At 72.2% G+C, this 2151-nt stretch carries 1 protein-coding gene; it reads right to left on the bottom strand.

From position 1 onward, the window contains the following. Nucleotides 1-2151 (bottom strand): condensation domain-containing protein (locus ACWCXC_RS37385; RefSeq protein WP_450891813.1); only part of this gene is annotated, 2151 nt, incomplete at both ends.

The raw sequence follows: 2151 nt of genomic DNA, 5'->3' as shown, positions 1-2151 counted from the left end.
CGCATCGAACAACTCCACCAACGAACCCGAAACCGACCCCGACGCCGTCTCGTTCCACCCCACCACCACCCGCTCACGCTCCCCCTCATCGAGGACGCGGAGCGTGCGCAGCGGCACGTCGGTGCCGCCGTCGAGGGCGGTCTCCAGGGCGTCGACGAGCTGCTCGACGGTGGTGCGGGTGAGGGTGGTGACGGCGGTGGGGTCGATGGGTCGGGCGGCGTCGACGGAGAGGCTGAGGCGGTCGCCGTTGTCGTCCACGAGCAGGGCCAGCGGGTAGTTGGACATCTCGCGGGCGAAGAGCAGGAGTGTGCCGTCGAGTGTGTCGTTCCAGCTCGCCTCGGCGTCCTGGCCCGCGTTGTGGCGGTAGTTGAGGAAGGAGGTGAAGAGGGGGGTGTCGCCGGTGACGCCGCTGGCGCGCTGGGCGGCGGCGAGGGGGGCGTGCTCGTGCTCCAGAAGTTCGGCGAGCTGTCCGCGCGTGGCGGACAGGGCCTGGAGCGCGCCGAGTTCGCCGGTGCGGATCCGGACCGGCAGCATGTTCATGAAGGGGCCGGGCACGCGGTCGGCGCCGGAGCCCGCGTTCATCCGCCCCAGCAGGACGGTGCCGAAGACGACGTCGTCGCGTCCGCTGAGGGTGGCGAGGACGCGGGCCCACGCGACGTGCAGCACGGTCGCCGTGCTGACTCCGGCCCGGCGTGCGGCGGTGCGCAGCCGGGCGGTCAGTCCGTCTTCGAGGGGCAGCAGGGCCAGTCGGGCGTCGGAGCCGTCGCCGCGTACGTCGGCCATGCCGTAGGGGGTGGTGGGTTCGGTGACGTCGCCGAGGAGGTCGGTGAAGTAGCGGGTGTGGTCGGTGCGGGATGCCGCTCCGCGTACCTGGGCGACGAAGGTCCGGAAGGGGAGGGGCTCGGGCAGGGTGTCGCCGTGGCCGGCGAGGATCGCTTCGACCTCGTCGAGGACGATCCGCAGTGCCGTGTGGTCGCGGACCAGGTGGTGCATGCGCAGGAGGACGAGCACACGGCTGTCGCTCGTGGCGGCGAGGTGCAGGTCGAGCAGGGGTGCCCGGCCGAGGTCCATGGTGCCGCCCGCGGCGGCCAGGAGTGCGTCGACCAGGTCGCCGGCCCCGGGGTCCAGGTGGACGTCGGTGACGGGCAGGGTGGCGTGGCGCCGGACGACCTGGACCGGTTCGCGGAGCCCTTCCCAGGCGAAGGAGGTGCGGTAGATGTCGTGCCGGTCGACGACCTGCTGGAGGGCCGCGGCGAAGGCGGTGACGCGGTCGCGGGTGTCGAACTCGAAGACCGCCGGCATGACGTAGGCGTCCTCGCCGCCGTCGGCGAGGAGGTGGTGGAAGAGCAGGCCCTCCTGGAGGGGGGCCAGGGGGTAGATGTCCGCGATGTTCGCGGCGCCGCCGTCGACGGTGGCGACGACCGCGTCGAGCTCCGCCTCGGTGAGGTCGACCAGCGGCAGCATCGCCGGCGTGAGCGCGGTGGCCCCCGCCGGGATCAGGTTGGCGGGGACCTCGATCCGATCGGCTCCGGCCGAGCGCGCGACGGCGTGGGGGGTCGGGGCGTCGAACAGCGTCTTGAGCGAGATCGTGACGCCGTGGGTACGGAGGGTCTCGATGAGGCGGACGGCGAGGAGGGAGTGGCCTCCGAGGCGGAAGAAGTCGTCGTCCACGCCGACGTGGTCCAGCCCGAGGACTTCGGCGAAGGCCGCGCAGAGGATCTCCTCGCGGACGGTGGCCGGTCCCCTTCCCTCACCCGCCACGGCGGCGAAGTCGGGAGCCGGCAGGGCCTTGCGGTCCAGCTTGCCGTTGATGTTCAGCGGCAGCGCGTCGAGAACCACGACGGCCGAGGGGACCATGGCGGACGGCAGCCGGTCGGCGGCGTACTCGGTGACGGCTGTGGCGAGTCCGCCGGCAGACGTGTCACGGGTCGGTACGACGTAGGCGACGAGCCTGGTGTCTCCCGGGGTGTCCTCGCGGGCGACGACGGCGACCTGGGCCACCTGGTCATGGCCGGCAAGGACTGTCTGCACCTCACCCGGCTCGACCCGTATCCCTCGGATCTTGACCTGTTCGTCGGTGCGGCCGAGGTATTCGAGCTGGCCGTCGGCGTTCCAGCGGACGATGTCACCGGTGCGATACATCCGCCGGCC

The organism is Streptomyces sp. NPDC001515, assembly GCF_053597115.1.
This window is presented reverse-complemented; position numbering and strand designations above follow the sequence as displayed.